The following is a 14,104-nucleotide window of genomic DNA, read 5'->3' as shown; positions in this document are numbered from 1 at the left end:
GTACGTGTGCCGGGAACGCGAGCCGGTGCACGCGTCGGCGTGAGAGAGGTCGCACGGTGAGCCAGCCGAGCCCGAAACCGCGGCAGATCCCGGTCGTCGTCCTGGCCGGATTCCTCGGCTCGGGAAAGACCACCCTGCTCAATCACCTGCTCCACCGCAGCGGTGGCAGCCGTATCGGGGCCATCGTCAACGACTTCGGGGCCATCGAGATCGACGCGATGGCCGTGGCCGGAGCACTCGGGGACTCGACGGTGTCGCTCGGCAACGGATGCCTGTGCTGTGCCGTCGACGCGAGCGAACTGGACGAGTACCTGGAGCGGCTCGCGGAACCCTCCCTCGGCCTCGACGTCATCGTCATCGAGGCCAGCGGACTGGCCGAGCCGCAGGAGCTCGTGCGGATGGTGCTCGCCAGCGGGCATCCGGGGATCGTGTACGGCGGTCTCGTCGAAGTCGTCGACGCCGCCGAGTTCGACGACACCCGCTCCAGGCACCCCGAGATCGACCGGCACCTCGCGCTGGCCGACCTCGTCGTGGTCAACAAGACCGACCGGACGGCGGACGGTGAACGCGTCCTCGCGCTGGTCCGCTCCCTCGCCGATCGCGCCGCCGTCGTCCCGGCCACCTACGGCCGGATCGACCCCGAGTTCCTCTTCGACTGCCGGCCCAGCGAGGAACGCATCGGGCAGCTGTCCTTCGACGATCTCCACGAGCACGGCGAGGGCGACCACGACGACCACACCGGGCATCTGCACACCGGCTACGACAGCCTGTCGTTCGTCTCGCGGGAGCAGCCCATGGATCCGCGCCGGCTGATGGAGTTCCTCGACAGCCGGCCCGAGGGGCTGTACCGGATCAAGGGCTACGTCGACTTCGGGCCGCACGACGTCCGGAACCGTTACGCCGTCCACGCGGTCGGGCGGTTCCTGCGCTTCTATCCGGAGCCCTGGCCCGGCGGTGAACGCCTCACCCAGCTGGTCCTCATCGGCTCCGGGATCGACGCCACAGCCCTCGGCAAGGAACTGGACGCGTGCCGGAGCGACGCCCCACACGGCGACGAGCGCGGCATGTGGGGCGTCCTGCGGTACGTGCAGGGCTCCGAGGAGGAGCCGGCCGAGGCCTAGGGGGTGTTACGAAAGTCCCGCACAGCACCCACGGCGCCCGCACGCACTCTCGCCGCACCGGCCGCAAGCCCGAGTACGTCCAGTGCGGGGGCTTGCGTCCGGCACGCCGAGAGCACGCACCGGACACCGCGGGCACCGCACAGGACTTTCGAAACAACCCCTAGACCGGCCCCGCCACCACCGCCACCGTCTTCGCCAGGGACACGCCCGAGCCGTCCCGGCGCGGGTCCATCTCCGGGAGCTCGGCCGGGGTGCCGTTCTTCTGCGCGGCGAGCGCCGGGGCGGGACCCGCCCAGGCCAGGGACAGGCAGTCCTCACCCTTGAGGAACCGCTGGCACCGCACGCCGCCGGTGGCGCGGCCCTTGCGCGGGTACTGGTCGAACGGGGTCAGTTTGGCCGTCGTCTGGACGGAGTCGTCCAGCGTGCCCCGCGAGCCCGCGACGGTGAAGACGACGGCGTCCGCGGCCGGATCCACCGCCGTGAAGGAAATGACCTTCGCGCCCTCGGCGAGCTTGACGCCCGCCACACCGCCCGCCGCGCGGCCCTGGGGACGCACCAGCGAGGCCTGGAAGCGCAGCAGCTGGGCGTCGTCGGTGATGAAGACCAGGTCCTCCTCGCCCGTGCGCAGCTCGACCGCGCCGACGATCCGGTCGCCCTCCTTGAGGGTGATCACCTCCAGCTCCTCCTTGTGGGACGGATAGTCCGGCACCACGCGCTTGACCACGCCCTGAGCCGTGCCCAGTGCCAGGCCCGGCGACGACTCGTCGAGTGTCGTCAGGCAGACGACCGTCTCGTCGTCCTCCAGGGAGACGAACTCCGCGAGCGGGGCACCTCCCGCCAGGTTCGGCGTCGGCATCGACTCGGGGAGCTGGGGCAGGTCGATCACGTTCAGCCGCAGCAGCCGGCCCGCTGAGGTGACCGCGCCGATCTCGCCGCGTGCGGTGGCCGGCACCGCCGAGACGATCACGTCGTGCTTGACGCGCTTGGCCCCGGCGTCCTCCGCGAACGGCTCGCCGTTCGCCGTACGGGCCAGCAGACCCGTCGAGGACAGCAGCACGCGGCACGGGTCGTCGGCCACCTGGAGGGGCACGGTGGCGACGGGGGCGCCGCCCGACTCCAGCAGATCCGTACGCCGGTCGGTGCCGAACTTCTTGGCGACGGTGGCCAGTTCGGAGGAGACCAGCTTGCGCAGCTCAGCGTCCGAGTCGAGGATCCGGGTCAGCTCCTCGATCTCCGCGTTGAGGCGGTCCTTCTCCGCCTCCAGCTCGATGCGGTCGTACTTGGTCAGGCGCCGCAGCGGCGTGTCGAGGATGTACTGCGTCTGGACCTCGCTCAGCGAGAACTGCTCCATCAGGCGCTGCTTCGCCTGCGCCGAGTTCTCGCTGGAGCGGATCAGGCGGATGACCTCGTCGATGTCCAGCAGGGCCGTCAGCAGACCCTCGACCAGGTGCAGCCGGTCGCGCTTCTTGCCGCGCCGGAACTCCGACCGCCGCCGCACCACGTTGAAACGGTGGTCGAGATAGACCTCCAGGAGCTCCTTCAGGCCCAGCGTGAGCGGCTGGCCGTCGACCAGCGCCACGTTGTTGATGCCGAAGGACTCCTCCATCGACGTCAGCTTGTACAGCTGCTCCAGGACCGCCTCCGGCACGAAGCCGTTCTTGATCTCGATGACCAGGCGCAGGCCGTGCTCACGGTCGGTGAGGTCCTTGACGTCGGCGATGCCCTGAAGCTTCTTCGAGCCGACCAGGTCCTTGATCTTGGCGATGACCTTCTCCGGGCCGACCGTGAAGGGCAGCTCGGTGACGACCAGGCCCTTGCGGCGGGCCGTCACCTGCTCCACCGACACGGTCGCCCGGATCTTGAAGGTGCCGCGGCCGGTCTCGTACGCGTCCCGGATGCCGGACAGGCCGACGATGCGGCCGCCCGTGGGCAGGTCGGGGCCAGGGACGTGCTTCATCAGGGCGTCGAGGTCCGCGTTCGGGTGCCTGATCAGGTGGCGGGCGGCGGCGATGACCTCGCGCAGGTTGTGCGGCGGCATGTTCGTGGCCATGCCGACCGCGATGCCCGACGCGCCGTTGACCAGGAGGTTCGGGAAGGCGGCGGGCAATGCCACCGGTTCCCGCTCCTGCCCGTCGTAGTTCGGGTTGAAGTCGACGGTGTCCTCGTCGATGGACTCCGTCATCAGGCTCGTCGCCTCGGCCATCCGGCACTCCGTGTACCGCATGGCGGCCGGCGGGTCGTCGTTGCCCAGCGAGCCGAAGTTGCCGTGGCCGTCGACCAGGGGGACGCGCATCGAGAACGGCTGGGCCATGCGCACGAGGGCGTCGTAGATCGACGCGTCGCCGTGCGGGTGCAGCTTGCCCATCACCTCGCCGACGACCCGGGCGCACTTGACGTAGCCGCGCTCGGGGCGCAGGCCCATCTCGTTCATCTGGTAGACGATCCGGCGGTGCACCGGCTTGAGGCCGTCGCGGGCGTCGGGCAGGGCGCGGGAGTAGATGACCGAGTACGCGTACTCGAGGAAGGAGCCCTGCATCTCGTCGACGACGTCGATGTCGAGGATCCTCTCCTCGTACGAGTCGTCGGGCGGCGGGTTCTTCGTGCTGCGGCGGGCCATCGCTGCCGGCTCCTTGCTGCTGCGATCCAGATCTGACGCCGACCATTGTGGACCGCCGCACTGACAACCGGGACCAGGACCCGGCCTCCGGTGGCAGCACACGCCTCGGTGGCCGCCATGAGGTCACGCTCCGCGCGTACCGGGTCCGGGAACTTCAACAGTGCTTCGCGCGCTTGCATACAGTGGCAGGACCGGCAGGAACCGGCGGTTTGATCAACCGCTTCGCGATCGAAGGGACGTACATGCCCATGGGTCACACGGCCACAGCCCAGGCAGGCTCCGGGGGCCTGACAGCGACCGAGCACCGCCTGGCCAACGGCCTGCGCGTGGTGCTCTCCGAGGACCACCTGACCCCGGTCGCGGCGGTGTGCCTCTGGTACGACGTCGGCTCGCGCCACGAAGTCAAGGGCCGTACCGGCCTGGCTCACCTTTTCGAGCACCTGATGTTCCAGGGATCCGCCCAGGTGAAGGGCAACGGCCACTTCGAGCTCGTCCAGGGCGCGGGCGGCTCGCTGAACGGCACCACCAGCTTCGAGCGGACCAACTACTTCGAGACCATGCCGGCCCACCAGCTGGAGCTCGCCCTCTGGCTGGAGGCCGACCGCATGGGCTCCCTGCTGGCCGCCCTCGACGACGAGTCGATGGAGAACCAGCGGGACGTCGTCAAGAACGAGCGCCGCCAGCGCTACGACAACGTCCCCTACGGCACCGCCTTCGAGAAGCTGACCGCCCTCGCCTACCCGGAGGGCCACCCCTACCACCACACCCCGATCGGCTCGATGGCCGACCTGGACGCGGCGACCCTGGAGGACGCGCGCGCGTTCTTCCGCACCTACTACGCGCCGAACAACGCCGTGCTCTCCGTGGTCGGCGACATCGACCCCGAGCAGACCCTGGCCTGGATCGAGAAGTACTTCGGCTCCATCCCCGGTCACGACGGCAAGCCCGCCCCGCGTGACGGCGCGCTGCCGGAGGTCATCGGTGAGCAGCTGCGCGAGGTCGTGGAGGAGGACGTCCCGGCGCGTGCCCTGATGGCCGCCTACCGGCTGCCGCACGACGGCACGCGTGAGTGCGACGCGGCCGACCTGGCCCTCACCGTCCTCGGCGGCGGCGACTCCTCCCGCCTCTACAACCGCCTGGTCCGGCGTGACCGCACGGCCGTGGCGGCGGGCTTCGGCCTGCTGCGGCTCGCGGGGGCCCCCTCCCTGGGCTGGCTGGACGTGAAGACGTCCGGTGACGTGGAGGTGCCGGTCATCGAGGCCGCCATCGACGAGGAGCTCGCCCGGTTCGCCGAGGAGGGCCCCACGGCCGAGGAGATGGAGCGCGCCCAGGCCCAGTTGGAGCGCGAGTGGCTGGACCGGCTCGGCACGGTCGCGGGCCGCGCCGACGAACTGTGCCGGTACGCCGTGCTGTTCGGCGACCCGCAGCTCGCCCTCACCGCCGTCCAGCGTGTCCTGGAGGTGACGGCCGAGGAGGTCCAGGCTGTCGCCAAGGCCCGCCTGCGGCCCGACAACCGCGCGGTGCTGGTCTACGAGCCCGTCGCCGACGAGGACGCCGAGAGCGACGCGACAGACGCGGACACCGCAGCCGCGGCCGGAGACGAGAACGAGGAGGCGGCCAAGTGACCGAGCTCGCCGCGATGGACTTCCACCCCCAGCCCCAGGCGGGCGAGGCCAGGCCGTGGGCCTTCCCGGCCCCCGAGCGCGGCACGCTCGACAACGGTCTGACGGTGCTGCGCTGCCACCGCCCCGGCCAGCAGGTCGTCGCCGTGGAGGTGTTGCTGGACGCACCCCTGGAGGCCGAACCCGCCGGCCTGGACGGGGTGGCCACGATCATGGCCCGGGCCTTCGCCGAGGGCACCGACAAGCACTCCGCCGAGGAGTTCGCCGCCGAGCTGGAGCGCGCCGGAGCCACCCTCGACGCGCACGCCGACCATCCCGGTGTCCGGCTCAGCCTGGAGGTGCCGGCCTCCCGCCTCGCCAAGGGACTCGCCCTGGTCGCCGACGCCCTGAGGGCGCCCGCGTTCGCCGACAGCGAGGTCGAGCGGCTGGTCCGCAACCGTCTCGACGAGATCCCGCACGAGCTGGCCAACCCGTCGCGGCGCGCCGCCAAGGAGCTCTCCAAGGAGCTGTTCCCGGCGGACTCGCGCATGTCGCGGCCCCGGCAGGGCACCGAGGAGACGGTCGCCGCGATCGACTCCGCGGCCGTACGCGGCTTCTACGAGAAGCACGTCAGGCCCGCCACGGCCACCGCCGTGGTCGTCGGCGACCTCACCGGCATCGACCTCGACGTCCTGCTCGGCGACACGCTGGGCTCGTGGACCGGTTCACCGGCCGAGCCGCGCCCGGTGCCGCCGGTGACCGCGGACGACACGGGCCGGGTCGTCATCGTGGACCGCCCGGGCGCCGTCCAGACGCAGCTGCTCATCGGCCGCATCGGCGCCGACCGGCACGACCGTGTGTGGCCCGCGCAAGTGCTCGGCACGTACTGCCTGGGCGGCACCCTCACGTCCCGCCTGGACCGCGTGCTGCGTGAGGAGAAGGGCTACACCTACGGCGTGCGGGCGTTCGCCCAGGTCCTCAGGTCCGCCCCGGACGGGACCGGTGCCGCGATGCTCGCCATCAGCGGTTCCGTGGACACGCCCAACACCGGCCCGGCCCTTCAGGACCTGTGGACGGTGCTGCGTACCCTCGCCGCCGAGGGGCTGACCGACGCCGAGCGGGACGTCGCCGTGCAGAACCTGGTCGGCGTGGCGCCGCTGAAGTACGAGACGGCGGCGGCCGTCGCGTCCACGCTGGCCGACCAGGTCGAGCAGCACCTGCCCGACGACTACCAGGCCACGCTGTACCGGCAGCTCGCCGCGACCGGCACCGTGGAGGCCACCGCGGCGGCCGTCAGCGCCTTCCCGGTGGACCGTCTGGTGACCGTCCTCGTGGGTGACGCGGCGCAGATCAAGGGCCCGGTCGAGGCCCTGGGCATCGGCGAAGTCACGGTCGTCGCCGCCGAGTAACGGCACACGCGCCCAGGGGCCCTGGTTGTCTTCGAAGGCACCAGGGCCCCTTTATGCCCGAATTGGGGTGGGAGTTGCCTGTCTGCCCTGTGGGATGCGCTACAAACATCTGGATCCGTTTGGGAATTGAAAGTGACCCCGCTTAGCGTCGTTCGGGCTGTTCGTCAGGCAGTGCGCCGCAACCGCGGCACCGGACAGTCATCGCCGAGTCCCCGTACGGCGCGAGCCAGGGGAGCCGGGGACCCAACCGCAGTCCCTGGGGTGAATCGGACGCCCGCGCGCATCGCGAGGGGGTCCGTAGGAGACCTTCCTGCTCCGAACCCGTCAGCTAACCCGGTAGGCGAGAGGGAAGGAAAGGATCAGCCACTCCATGGCGTTCACGCGCGCCACCGGGAAGCACCGTCGTCCCAGTCGTATCCAGCGCCGCACGGCCCGCGCCGCGGGCGTCGCGGCCCTCGCCACCACCGGTGTCATCGGCACCGTGGCGGCCCCGGCGGCGATGGCGGCCGAGCCCGCAGCCGAACAGACCGGCCTCACCCCGGTCGTGACCATGGGCGACACCGTGGCCCATCAGATCGACGCCCAGGCCGCCGCCCAGAAGCAGGCCGCCGAGGAGGCCGCCGCCAAGAAGAAGGCCGAGGAGGCCGCCCGCGAGCGGGCCGCCGAAATCGCCGAGAAGGCCAAGAAGGCGGCCAAGAAGGCGGCCGAGGAGGCCCGCGAGGCCAAGGAGCGCGCCGCCCGCGAGGCCGAGCGCAAGCGCCTCAACTCCTACGTGCCCCCGATCTCCGGCTCGTACGTCTCCACCGGCTACAAGGCAAGCAGCGGCCTGTGGTCCTCCGGCAGCCACACCGGCGTCGACTTCCACGCCGCCACCGGCACCTCCGTCCACGCCGTCGGCGCGGGCACGGTCGTCGAGGCCGGCTGGGGCGGCTCCTACGGCAACCAGATCGTGATCAAGATGAACGACGGCACGTACACCCAGTACGGCCACCTGTCGTCCATCGGTGTCTCGGTCGGCCAGCAGGTCACCCCCGGCCAGCAGATCGGCCTGTCCGGCGCCACCGGCAACGTCACCGGCCCGCACCTGCACTTCGAGGCCCGCACGAGCCCCGAGTACGGCTCCGACATCGACCCCGTCGCCTACCTCCGTTCGCACGGCGTGAACGTCTGACGGCACACCGCTTCCGAATCCCGCGGCCCCGGCTCCCCGAGCCGGGGCTTTCGGCGTTTGCGGCGACCGACTGTCCAAAAAATATCCATGGATTCCCGCCCGCCGTCGGAAATTCCGGCTGATTGCAATAGAGTCACGGAACACGCGTCACTCCTCGACGTTTCACGGGGATTAAACGGAGGTCGGTCATGCGTATTCCCGCGCACTCGGTGTGCACGGCCATCCGGGACGACATCGTCGCGGGTGTCTACGAGCGTGGCGGCCGGCTGACCGAGGAACTCCTCGCGCGCCGCTACGGCGTCTCGCGCGTCCCCGTCCGGGAGGCCCTGCGCACTCTGGAGGCCGAGGGCTTCGTGGTGACCCGGCGGCACGCGGGCGCGTGCGTCGCCGAACCCACCGAGCAGGAGGCCGCCGACCTGCTGGAGATGCGCGCGCTGCTGGAGCCGCTCGGTGCCGCCCGCGCCGCCCAGCGCCGCACCGAGGCCCATCTGAAGGTCCTGCGCGGACTGGTCCGGCTCGGGCAGGACCGCGCCCGCCGGGGCAGCAGCGACGACCTGCGCTCTCTGGACGGCTGGTTCCACGAGACGCTCGCGCAGGCCTCCGGCAGTCCCGCGCTGACCTCGATGCTCACCCAGTTGCGCCACAAGATCGCCTGGATGTACGCCGTGGAGGCACCGGTCAGTCCCGTGGAGGCCTGGACCGAGCACGGCGCGATCGTGGACGCGGTGGCGCGCGGCGACGGCGAGCGCGCGCGGGCGGTCACGGCGCTGCACACCGAGCGCGCGACGGCCGCGCACCGGCTGCGTTTCGGCTCCGCCGGTGAGCGCGCCGAGCGTGTGAGGAACTCGCAACATTCCGTAAACACGGCGGGCCTGCGGCATTAACACAAGAGCCGTATACAAAGAGAAGCTAATTCGCGGGGGTTTAATTCCGCTGCCCGTGGGCGGGGAATTCGCCGAAAAGCCGAAGGGCTCGCCCGGTGAATTCGGGTGAGCCCTTCAGGGTGCGCCGGGTCGGGCGCGGGGAAATGCTCAGACGGTCTCGGGGAGTTCCTCGAGACCCTCGGAGACCAGCTTCGCGAGCCGGTCGAGAGCGGCGTCCGCGCCCTCGGCGTCGGAGGCGAGGACGATCTCCTCGCCGCCCTGTGCGCCGAGGCCGAGAACGGCCAGCATGGAGGCCGCGTTGACGGGGGTGCCGCCTGCCTTGGCGATCGTCACCGGGACGCCTGCGGCCGTGGCGGCTCGGACGAAGATGGAGGCGGGGCGGGCGTGGAGGCCCTCGGCCCAGCCGACGTTGACGCGGCGCTCAGCCATGTGTTGCTGCCCTTCGGTGTTCAGGGTTGTCTAGACCAGTTTCCCACAGCGTGAAGTTGTACCGGGGCGGTCCTCAAGGAACCCGCCCCGGGGTGCCGCCGGGTCGCGGCCTCGACCCGGCTGACGCCCTCCAGAGACCGTCCCGCGCCGTCGCCGGACGCGAGCCGTACTCTGGGGCCCATGCAGACCTCGCCGGACCGGCACGAGTATCCCGCCCACTGGGAAGCCGACGTGGTGCTGCGCGACGGTGGCACCGCGCGCGTCCGGCCCATCACCGTTGATGACGCCGAGCGCCTGGTCAGCTTCTACGAGCAGGTCTCCGACGAGTCGAAGTACTACCGCTTCTTCGCGCCGTACCCTCGCCTGTCCGCCAAGGACGTCCACCGCTTCACGCACCACGACTTTGTGGACCGGGTGGGACTCGCGGCCACAGTGGGCGGCGAGTTCATCGCCACCGTACGCTACGACCGGATCGGCCCGGACGGAATACCCGCGTCCGCACCCGCTGACGAGGCCGAGGTCGCCTTCCTGGTGCAGGACGCCCACCAGGGCCGCGGCGTCGCCTCCGCCCTCCTCGAACACATCGCCGCCGTGGCCCGTGAGCGCGGCATCCGCCGCTTCGCCGCCGAGGTGCTGCCCGCCAACAACAAGATGATCAAGGTGTTCACGGACGCCGGGTACACCCAGAAGCGCAGCTTCGAGGACGGCGTCGTCCGTCTGGAGTTCGACCTCGAACCCACCGACCGCTCCCTCGCCGTGCAGTACGCGCGCGAACAGCGCGCCGAGGCGCGCTCCGTGCAGCGGCTGCTCGCGCCCGGCTCGGTCGCCGTCATCGGCGCCGGGCGCAACCCCGGCGGCGTGGGCCGCAGCGTCCTCGGCAACATCCGCGACGCCGGCTTCACGGGCCGCCTCCACGCGGTGAACAAGGCCCTTCCCGAGGGGCAGAAGGAACTCGACGGGGTGCCCGCCCACCGTTCGGTGCGCGACATCGACGGCCCCGTCGACCTGGCGGTCGTCGCCGTACCGGCCGAGCACGTCCCCGAGGTCGTCACCGAGTGCGGCGAACACGGCGTGCAGGGTCTCGTCGTCGTCTCCGCCGGGTACGCCGACAGCGGTGCCGAGGGTCGCGAACGCCAGCGCGCCCTGGTGCGGCACGCGCGCACCTACGGCATGCGGATCATCGGGCCGAACGCCTTCGGCCTCATCAACACCTCCCCAAAGGTGCGGCTCAACGCCTCCCTCGCCCCCGAGATGCCACGCCCCGGCCGAATCGGCCTCTTCGCGCAGTCCGGCGCCATCGGCGTCGCCCTGCTGTCCCGGCTGCACCGGCGCGGCGGCGGCGTCACGGGTGTGACCGGCGTCTCCACCTTCGTCTCCTCCGGCAACCGGGCCGACGTCTCCGGCAACGACGTCCTCCAGTACTGGCACGAGGACCCCGACACCGACGTCGTCCTCATGTACCTGGAGTCCATCGGCAACCCCCGCAAGTTCGCCCGCCTCGCCCGCCGCACCGCAGCGGCGAAACCACTGGTCGTGGTCCAGGGCGCCCGGCACGGCGCGGCTCCCCAGGGACACGCCGTACGGGCGACCCGGCTGCCGCACGCGACCGTCTCGGAGCTGCTGCGGCAGGCCGGCGTCATCCGGGTCGACACCATCACCGACCTGGTGGACGCGGGCCTGCTGCTCGCACGCCAGCCCCTGCCCGCCGGGCCCCGGGTGGCGATCCTCGGCAACTCCGAGTCGCTCGGCCTGCTCACCTACGACGCGTGCCTCGCCGAGGGGCTGCGGCCGCACCCCCCGCTCGACCTGACCACGGCGGCATCGGCGGCGGACTTCCACGCGGCCCTGTCCCGGGCACTGGCCGACGACTCGTGCGACGCGGTGGTCGTCACCGCCATACCGGCGGTGGGGGAGGGGCCGGTCGCGGACGCGGCCCTCGCCGAGGCGCTCCGGTCCGCGGCGGCCGCGGCTCCGGCCAAGCCGGTCCTGGTCGTCCATGTGGAGCTCGGCGGCCTGGCCGAGGCCCTGTCGGCGGCGGCCAGCACGGCACCCCAGGCCGAGGCGGGCAGTTCGCCGCGAACCACCCCCGATGCCTCCCAGGTCGCGTCCCGCCCGACGCCCGCCGAAGAAGCCCCCGACGGCACCCACCTCATCCCCGCCTATCCCGCCGCCGAACGCGCGGTACGGGCCCTCGCCCAGGCCGTCACCTACGCCCAGTGGCGGCGCGACGCCGCGGAGCCCGGCAAGGTCCCCGAGTACGACGACATCGACGTCAGGGGCGCCGCCACACTGATCGACGGGCTGCTCGCGCGTGGGAAGGGCTTCACGCTCGGCGCGGACGAGACCTGCGACCTGCTCGGCCACTACGGCATCCACGCCCACCGCACCCTGCCCGCCCCGACCCCCGACGCCGCCGTCGAGGCCGCCCGCAGCCTCGGCTACCCCGTGGCCCTCAAGGCCACCGCCCCGCACCTGCGGCACCGCGCCGACCTGGGCGGAGTACGCCTCGACCTCGCGGACGAGGACCAATTGCGGCGTTCCTACGCGGAGTTGACGGAGCTGTTCGGCGCGCCGGACGAGCTGCGTCCGGTGGTGCAGCGGATGGCGCCGCGCGGCGTGGACGTCGTCGTACGGGCCGTCATCGACCCCGCGGCCGGGGCCGTGCTCTCCTTCGGGCTCGCCGGAGCCGCCTCCCAGCTGCTCGGGGACACCGCCCACCGGCTGATCCCGGTCACCGACAAGGAGGCGAACTCGCTGGTGCGGTCGATCCGCACGGCGCCCCTGCTGTTCGGCTGGCGCGGCTCCGCGCCGGCCGACACCCGCGCCCTGGAGGAGCTGCTGCTGCGGGTGTCCCGGCTGGTCGACGACCACCCCGAGGTGGTCGCGGTCACCCTGGAGCCGGTCGTCGTCGCCTCGCACGGCCTGAGCGTCCTGGGCGCCTCCGTCCGCCTGGCCCCGCCGCCCGCCCGCGACGACCTCGGCCCGAGGACCCTCCCCGCCTACTGACGGGGGGCGAGCTGTCCCTCGCAGTCAGTGCTCCCCCGTAGGATGGGCGTCATGGCCAAGACCAGTACGACGACCCAGGGGCTGCGGGCGGCGATCGAGCGCAGCGGCTACTACCCGGCCCTCGTGGCCGAGGCGGTGGAGGCCGCGGTGGGCGGCGATCCCATCCGGTCGTACCTGGTCCACCAGGAGACGACCTTCGACCAGAACGAGGTCCGGCGGCACGTGACCGTGCTCGTCCTCACGGACCACCGCTTCATCGTCAGCCACACCGACGAACAAGCCGCCGACAGCACCTCCCCGACGCCGTACGCCACGACGTCCACGGAATCCGTGAAGCTCGGCCGCATCTCGTCGATCGTGGTCAGCCGAGTGGTCGCCAACCCCGAGTCGTACAAGCCGGGCACCCTGCCCCGCGAGGTCGTCCTCACCATCGGCTGGGGCGCCGTCTCCCGCATCGACCTGGAGCCGGCCGCCTGCGGCGACCCCAACTGCGAGGCGGACCACGGCTACACCGGCAACTCGACGGCGGACGACCTCAGCCTGCGCGTCAGCGAGGCCGGGGACGGGCCGGAGACCGTGCGCCAGGCACTCGTCTTCGCGCAGGCCCTCTCCGAGGCGACCGCGGACACCACCCGCTGATGACACAGCTCCCCACGGCCTGGGACCAGCACCCCGAACCGCTCACCGTCTCCTCCGCGCCGGTCCCCGAATACGGCAGCGGTTCACTCGCCGACCTCCTGCCCACGCTCGCCGCGGGCCTGGGCGTGCCCGGTATGACCGCCTCGATCTCCGAGCTGACCCCCGCCGACCGGAACTGCGTGTTCCTGATCGACGGCCTCGGCTGGGAGCAGCTGAAGGCACACCCCGAGGACGCCCCCTTCATGGCGTCCCTGCTCGCCACCTCGCGCGGCGGCACCGGGCGTCCGCTCACCGCCGGCTACCCGGCGACCACGGCGACCTCCCTCGCCTCCGTCGGCACCGGCCTGCCGCCCGGCGCGCACGGCCTGCCCGGCTACACCGTGCGCAACCCCGACACCGGCGAGCTGATGAACCAGCTGCGCTGGCAGCCGTGGGCCCCGCCCGGCCCCTGGCAGCCCTACCCGACGGTCTTCCAGCTGGCGCACCGGGCGGGCGTGCACGCGGCGCAGGTGTCGTCCCCGACCTTCGAGCACACCCCGCTGACCAAGGTCGCACTCAGCGGCGGAACGTTCCTCGGGCGGCTCTCCGGCGAGGACCGCGTCGACCTGGCGGCCGAGCAACTCGCCGCCGGTGACCGCTCCCTGGTCTACACGTACTTCGCCGAGGTCGACGGCGCCGGCCACCGCTACGGCGTCGACTCCGACACCTGGCGCGGCCAGCTCATGTACGCCGACCGCCTGGTCCAGCGCCTGGCCGAGCAACTGCCGCCGCGCAGCGCTCTCTACGTCACCGCCGACCACGGCATGATCGACGTGCCCTTCGACGAGCAGCACCGCATCGACTTCGACGAGGACTGGGAACTGAGCGCCGGAGTCGCCCTGCTCGGCGGCGAGGGCCGCGCCCGGCACGTCTACGCGGTGCCCGGTGCCGCGAACGACGTCCTGACCTGCTGGCGCGAGGTGCTCGGCGAGCAGTTCTGGGTGGCCTCACGCGACGAGGCCATCGCGGCGGGCTGGTTCGGCCCGCACATCGACGAACGGGTCCACGGCCGTATCGGCGACGTCATCGCCGCCGCGCGCGACGACGTCCTGCTCATCGCCTCGGAGCGGGAGCCGAAGGAGTCGGCGATGGTCGGCAACCACGGTTCGATGACCCCTGCCGAGCAGCTGGTCCCCCTGCTCGAAGTACGCTCCTGACGTCCCGGCACATCCCCGCTACCCCGAAAGG

General features: G+C 71.9%; 10 protein-coding genes and 1 riboswitch. Of the genes, 8 read left to right on the top strand and 2 right to left on the bottom strand.

From position 1 onward, the window contains the following. The first annotated feature begins 56 nt into the window (after positions 1 to 56). Positions 57 to 1,121: a CobW family GTP-binding protein gene (locus tag IE212_RS17775; protein WP_190198842.1), complete on the top strand. Its 1,065-nt coding sequence runs from the start codon at positions 57 to 59 to the stop codon at positions 1,119 to 1,121. Positions 1,122 to 1,281: 160 nt separating this feature from the next. Here the strand turns inward: IE212_RS17775 and IE212_RS17770 are convergent, their stop codons facing one another. Next, complete coding sequence (locus IE212_RS17770) at positions 1,282 to 3,738, bottom strand: DNA gyrase/topoisomerase IV subunit A (protein WP_190198841.1); 2,457 nt, start codon at positions 3,736 to 3,738, stop codon at positions 1,282 to 1,284. 242 nt (positions 3,739 to 3,980) lie between these two features. On the opposite strand from IE212_RS17770, the gene IE212_RS17765 reads away from it, so the two are divergent. The 4 genes from IE212_RS17765 (at position 3,981) to IE212_RS17750 (ending at position 8,803) form a co-directional block, all read left to right on the top strand. Next, positions 3,981 to 5,363, top strand: a complete 1,383-nt coding sequence (locus tag IE212_RS17765; protein WP_190198840.1) for a M16 family metallopeptidase — start codon at positions 3,981 to 3,983, stop codon at positions 5,361 to 5,363. Continuing rightward, entirely contained in the window at positions 5,360 to 6,748 is a 1,389-nt protein-coding gene (locus tag IE212_RS17760) for a M16 family metallopeptidase (protein ID WP_190198839.1), read from the top strand. The genes IE212_RS17765 and IE212_RS17760 overlap by 4 nt, the downstream gene beginning before the upstream one ends. Before the next feature lie 192 nt (positions 6,749 to 6,940). Beyond that, positions 6,941 to 7,106: riboswitch (cyclic di-AMP (ydaO/yuaA leader) on the top strand. Between the two features lie 12 nt (positions 7,107 to 7,118). After that, entirely contained in the window at positions 7,119 to 7,919 is an 801-nt protein-coding gene (locus IE212_RS17755; protein ID WP_190198838.1) for a M23 family metallopeptidase, read from the top strand. A gap of 188 nt (positions 7,920 to 8,107) precedes the next feature. Next, positions 8,108 to 8,803: a GntR family transcriptional regulator gene (locus tag IE212_RS17750; RefSeq protein WP_190198837.1), complete on the top strand. Its 696-nt coding sequence runs from the start codon at positions 8,108 to 8,110 to the stop codon at positions 8,801 to 8,803. A gap of 147 nt (positions 8,804 to 8,950) precedes the next feature. On the opposite strand, the gene IE212_RS17745 is transcribed toward IE212_RS17750, so the two are convergent. Beyond that, the gene (locus tag IE212_RS17745; protein WP_030235221.1) at positions 8,951 to 9,232 is read right to left on the bottom strand and encodes an HPr family phosphocarrier protein; all 282 of its coding nucleotides are present in this window, start codon (positions 9,230 to 9,232) and stop codon (positions 8,951 to 8,953) included. 180 nt (positions 9,233 to 9,412) lie between these two features. Between IE212_RS17745 and IE212_RS17740 the strand changes: the two genes are divergently transcribed. From IE212_RS17740 to IE212_RS17730, 3 genes are read left to right on the top strand one after another with little or no spacing between them, the layout of a single operon-like run. Beyond that, positions 9,413 to 12,238 (top strand): bifunctional acetate--CoA ligase family protein/GNAT family N-acetyltransferase, encoded by a 2,826-nt coding sequence (locus tag IE212_RS17740; RefSeq protein WP_190198836.1) that lies wholly within the window; start codon positions 9,413 to 9,415, stop codon positions 12,236 to 12,238. Between the two features lie 51 nt (positions 12,239 to 12,289). After that, entirely contained in the window at positions 12,290 to 12,877 is a 588-nt protein-coding gene (locus tag IE212_RS17735; protein WP_190198835.1) for a DUF5998 family protein, read from the top strand. Beyond that, complete coding sequence (locus IE212_RS17730) at positions 12,877 to 14,073, top strand: alkaline phosphatase family protein (RefSeq protein WP_190198834.1); 1,197 nt, start codon at positions 12,877 to 12,879, stop codon at positions 14,071 to 14,073. The genes IE212_RS17735 and IE212_RS17730 overlap by 1 nt, the downstream gene beginning before the upstream one ends. Positions 14,074 to 14,104 lie beyond the last annotated feature (31 nt).

The sequence above is a fragment of the Streptomyces djakartensis genome (genome assembly GCF_014651075.1).
Taxonomy (GTDB): Bacteria; Actinomycetota; Actinomycetes; order Streptomycetales; family Streptomycetaceae; genus Streptomyces; species Streptomyces djakartensis.
This window is presented reverse-complemented; position numbering and strand designations above follow the sequence as displayed.

Coding starts and splice junctions, on each gene's coding strand:
- IE212_RS17770 (WP_190198841.1), bottom strand. CDS start 3,738: ATGGCCCGCCGCAGCACGAAGAACCCGCCGCCCGACGACTCGTACGAG.
- IE212_RS17730 (WP_190198834.1), top strand. CDS start 12,877: ATGACACAGCTCCCCACGGCCTGGGACCAGCACCCCGAACCGCTCACC.
- IE212_RS17740 (WP_190198836.1), top strand. CDS start 9,413: ATGCAGACCTCGCCGGACCGGCACGAGTATCCCGCCCACTGGGAAGCC.
- IE212_RS17755 (WP_190198838.1), top strand. CDS start 7,119: ATGGCGTTCACGCGCGCCACCGGGAAGCACCGTCGTCCCAGTCGTATC.
- IE212_RS17745 (WP_030235221.1), bottom strand. CDS start 9,232: ATGGCTGAGCGCCGCGTCAACGTCGGCTGGGCCGAGGGCCTCCACGCC.
- IE212_RS17765 (WP_190198840.1), top strand. CDS start 3,981: ATGCCCATGGGTCACACGGCCACAGCCCAGGCAGGCTCCGGGGGCCTG.
- IE212_RS17750 (WP_190198837.1), top strand. CDS start 8,108: ATGCGTATTCCCGCGCACTCGGTGTGCACGGCCATCCGGGACGACATC.
- IE212_RS17735 (WP_190198835.1), top strand. CDS start 12,290: ATGGCCAAGACCAGTACGACGACCCAGGGGCTGCGGGCGGCGATCGAG.